This is a genomic window from Arthrobacter sp. Y3221157 (genome assembly GCF_059089865.1).
In genome coordinates this window covers 1-3,839 of record NZ_JBNHFD010000158.1, presented here as the reverse complement: position 1 = coordinate 3,839, position 3,839 = coordinate 1, and the positions used below count along the sequence as shown (strand labels likewise).

Annotated in this window: 3 protein-coding genes; 1 reads left to right on the top strand and 2 read right to left on the bottom strand. The window is 70.7% G+C overall.

Features of this window, described 5'->3' with window-relative positions:
• Nucleotides 1-1,559 (bottom strand): ABC transporter permease (locus tag AC5RTT_RS20060; protein WP_494146636.1); only part of this gene is annotated, 1,559 nt, incomplete at its 3' end.
• On the bottom strand, nucleotides 1,559-2,527 hold the full coding sequence (locus AC5RTT_RS20055) for an ABC transporter ATP-binding protein (protein ID WP_494146635.1): 969 nt from the start codon (nucleotides 2,525-2,527) through the stop codon (nucleotides 1,559-1,561). The genes AC5RTT_RS20060 and AC5RTT_RS20055, both read right to left, overlap by 1 nt.
• A gap of 217 nt (nucleotides 2,528-2,744) precedes the next feature.
• Here AC5RTT_RS20055 and AC5RTT_RS20050 point away from each other — a divergent pair.
• The coding region (locus tag AC5RTT_RS20050; protein WP_494146634.1) for a serine/threonine-protein kinase at nucleotides 2,745-3,839 on the top strand (1,095 nt) is incomplete at its 3' end.

Below are 3,839 nucleotides of genomic sequence, written 5' to 3'. Positions count from 1 at the left end.
ACGGCGGCCAGCAGCACGGCGCCGGCCGGATCGAACGCCTCGGCAGGCATCGCGGACGAATGCCGGAAGGGGCTCAGGTCCTGCAGCCACACCGGCAGCCCCAGCAGGTCCCCGAACTGGCCCAGTACCAGCCCCACGGCCAGGAATCCCCAGCCCACCGCACTGCTCCACCGCGACGCCAGCGCGAACACCAGCACCGTCACCGCGGGAAAGACCAGCGCCGCCGGAACATGGGCCAGTGCCGCCGCAAAGACGGTGCCCGCGCTGCTGCCCCCCGCCTGGGAAACGGTGAGCACAGCGGCCGCCGCAGCTCCCGCGGCGGCCGCGACCACCGTCGTGGTGATGACGGCGACGGCGAGCGTCCCGGCCAGCCACCGGAGGCGCGACGCCGGCACGGCCAGGAGCAGCTCGGCCCGCCCCTCGGCTTCTTCCGCCCTCAGCCGCAGCACCGCCTGGATTCCCGCGGCGGCCGCCAGTACCCCGACAATGCCGAGCATGGCCGTGGTGAACAGGTCCACCATGGCCGACTCCCCCGGAACCAGGCGGCCCATCAGTTCCATCAGTGCAGGGTTGCCGGCCAGTGCATCCCGGACCACCGGGCCCAGTCCGCCGGCCACGGCCCCCATCACCGCGGCGGTGAAGCACCAGCTGGCCACACTTCCGCGCTGCAGTCGCCACGCGAGCCCGGGCATCGACACCAGGCTGGAGCGCGCGTGCTCTGGACCCGACTCGTTGGCCGCGATATAGCTGGCACCCAGGTCCCGCCCCCGGCGCAGCACCACGGCCGCCGCCCCCAGGAGCACGGCGGCACCGGCCAGGACCAGCAGCGGCAGCGGATCGGCCTCCGTAAACGGCCGGATGCGCTGGCCCCAGCCAATCGGGGACAGCAGGGAGGGCCAGGCGGGGGTGACCTGCAGCGTTGAGAGATCGGCGGTGCCCAGGGCGTCGCCTGCCCCACGGACCATGTAGGCGGCACCCACCAGCGCTGCACCAGTTCCGTTGGCAGTGCGGGCGGACGGCATCACCTGGGCCACCACCGCCGCGGCGCCCATAAAGAACAATCCCACGGCACCCACGGCCGCCCCCGCCAGGAAGGAACCCTCAACCGGCAGGCCAGCCCCAGCGAAGCCACCGGCCACGGCCAGGGCGAGGACCACGTTGGCGGAGGTTCCAAGCAGCAGGGTGGCCTGCAGCGGCGCAGCCCGGGTGACGCCCGTGGAGCCGAGGAGTTCGAAGCGGCCCTGGTCCTCATCCGCCCGCGTTTGCCGGACCACCAGGAACGTGCCCATCAGCCCCGCCAGAACCGCGGTGAAGGAATAGCCCTGGAAGAACGTGACCGCGCCGGAGCTGATGCCGTCCGGGAGGCCGCGCAGGAACAGGAAAGCCGGGCTGGCGGCGGCCACGGCAATCAGGGCGGCCCGCTCATTGTCCGCCGCGAACTGGGTGGTGATGGCTGTGGCTGCGGCGTACCCCAGGCCGGCAATGCCCACGATCCACGCCGCCAGGATTGCCCGGTCACGCCGTGCCTGAAGCAGTGCCAGGCGCAGGACGGCGCCCATCAGAGCACCTGGCCCTGCTGGGCTTGGCTCTGCTGGGCCTGGCTCTGCTTGGCCTGGATCTGCGGGGCGGGCGTCTGGTCGCTGTAATGCCGCAGGAACAGCTCTTCCAACGACGGCGGCGCGGCCGTGATGCTGGTGACACCTGCCGATGCGAGCGCGTCCAGCACAGCACCAAGGTGGGCGGCGTCGGCGTCGAACTCGATGGCGTCCCCGTCTATCCGCACGTCATGGAAGCCCTGCAGGGCCGCCAGCACGTCCGGTTGCGCGGCTGCGGTGATCCGGAAACGGGTCCGGGTCAGGTGCCGTAGTTCGGCCAGGGTCCCGGACTCCACCGCGGTCCCGGTCCGGATGATGGTCACCCGGTCACACAGCTGTTCCACTTCCGCCAGGATGTGGCTGGACAGCAGCACCGTGGCCCCCTCGCCGGTGACCCGCCGGACATGCCGGCGGAAGACGGCGTCCATCACCGGGTCCAGGCCCGAACTTGGCTCATCCAGCAGGTACAGCCTGGCGCGGCGGGAAAACGCGGCGATCAGCGCTGCCTTTTGCCTGTTCCCCTTGGAATAGGTGCGGGCCTTCCGCCGCGGATCGAAGTCGAATTCCTCGATCAGCTGCCGGCGCAGGGTTTCGTCGGCCCCGCCGCGGAGCCCGGCCAGCAAGTCTATGACCTCCCCGCCGGACAGGTTAGGCCAGAGCGTCACGTCCCCGGGAACGTAGGCGACGTCCTGGTGCGCCCGGACCGGTTCGGCCCAGGGGTCGATCCCGAAAACCCTGGCGGTTCCGGAGCTGGGCTTGATCAGCCCCAGGAGGATCCGGAGGGTGGTGGACTTTCCGGCGCCGTTGGGCCCGAGGAAGCCGTGGACCTCGCCGGGCAGGACAGTCAGGTCCAGGCCTGCCAGCGCGGTGGTCCGCCCGAAGTTCTTCACAAGGCCGGAGGTGTGGACAACGGGGGTTGAATCTGCGTGCATGGGGGTTCCGTTCGTGGTCTCGCAGCTCACGCCCATGGCGGCTGCCAGGTACGTGCCGCAGGCGTGCATGGCTGCGGGCCGACCAGGCTTCCCGGCTCTCCGGTCCACATCATACAAGCGGCGGATGTGCCGCGGTAGAGGCCTTCGCAGCTGCCTCGAGACCCCCTGCAGCAGGGGGCCATGCGCCTAGAGTGGATGCAGACGGAAGGCGGCAACCATGACCGAACACCCGGCAACCGGCCTGGCCGGGACCGTCCTGGGCGGGCGCTACAGGGTGGACGAAGTGCTGGGCCACGGCGGGATGGGCAGCGTATACCGGGGGACCGACCAGGTTCTGGAGCGGCCGGTGGCGCTGAAGATTTTCCGCGACGACATCACCGACGCCAACGAGCTCGCGAGGCAGCAATCGGAGGCCCGGATGCTGGCGCAGCTAAACCACCATGGCCTCGTCACGCTCTTCGACACCGGCACGCTGGTCCGCGGGCAGCGCGAAGTGCCGTTCCTGGTCATGGAACTGGTTCAGGGAACAGACCTCCACCGGCAGCTGGCGGACGGGCCGTTGGCGGGTAACGACGCCGCGCGGCTGGGAGCCGAACTGGCCGAGGCACTGCACTACATCCACCAGCGCGGCGTGGTGCACCGGGACGTGAAGCCTGCCAACATCCTCCTCACCCGCTACGCGGCCGACGCCCCGCTCCGCCCCAAGCTCGCCGATTTCGGCATCGCGCGGATGCTCGACGGCGTCCGGGTCACCGCAACCAACATGGTCCCCGGCACGGCTGCCTACTTGAGTCCGGAGCAGGCAAGGGGCGACGCGGTGGGGCCGCCGGCTGATATTTATTCGCTGGGCCTTGTCCTGCTGGAAGCACTCACCGGGAGCGTGGCCTTTCCCGGACCGCCCATGGAAGCCGCCGTCGCCCGGCTCTCCCGCGGGCCGCACATCCCCGACGCCCTGGGGCCGCAGTGGACGTCACTGCTCACGGCCATGACGTCCATGAACCCGCAGGACCGGCCCACTGCGGCGGATGTGGCCGCAACGATGGGCGCCGCAGCCGGCTGGGCGCTTCCCGCCGAAGGGGCGAATGGTTCGACAGCCGCGGAGGCATCGTTTCCGGCAACCCGTGTCCTGGACGCGGGCGCTGCCCTGCCGCAACCGGCCAGCCCGGCAGCGGCTACCCGGCTTCCCCTTCTGCCGGAGCACCAGGCAACCAATGCCACCTCCTGGCGACAGCCCGCCTCATTGCAGATCGTCCCCGTCAACAGACCGGTGGAGCGTGCGGCACCGCCGGAAAGAATTGTCCCTCCCGTGGCA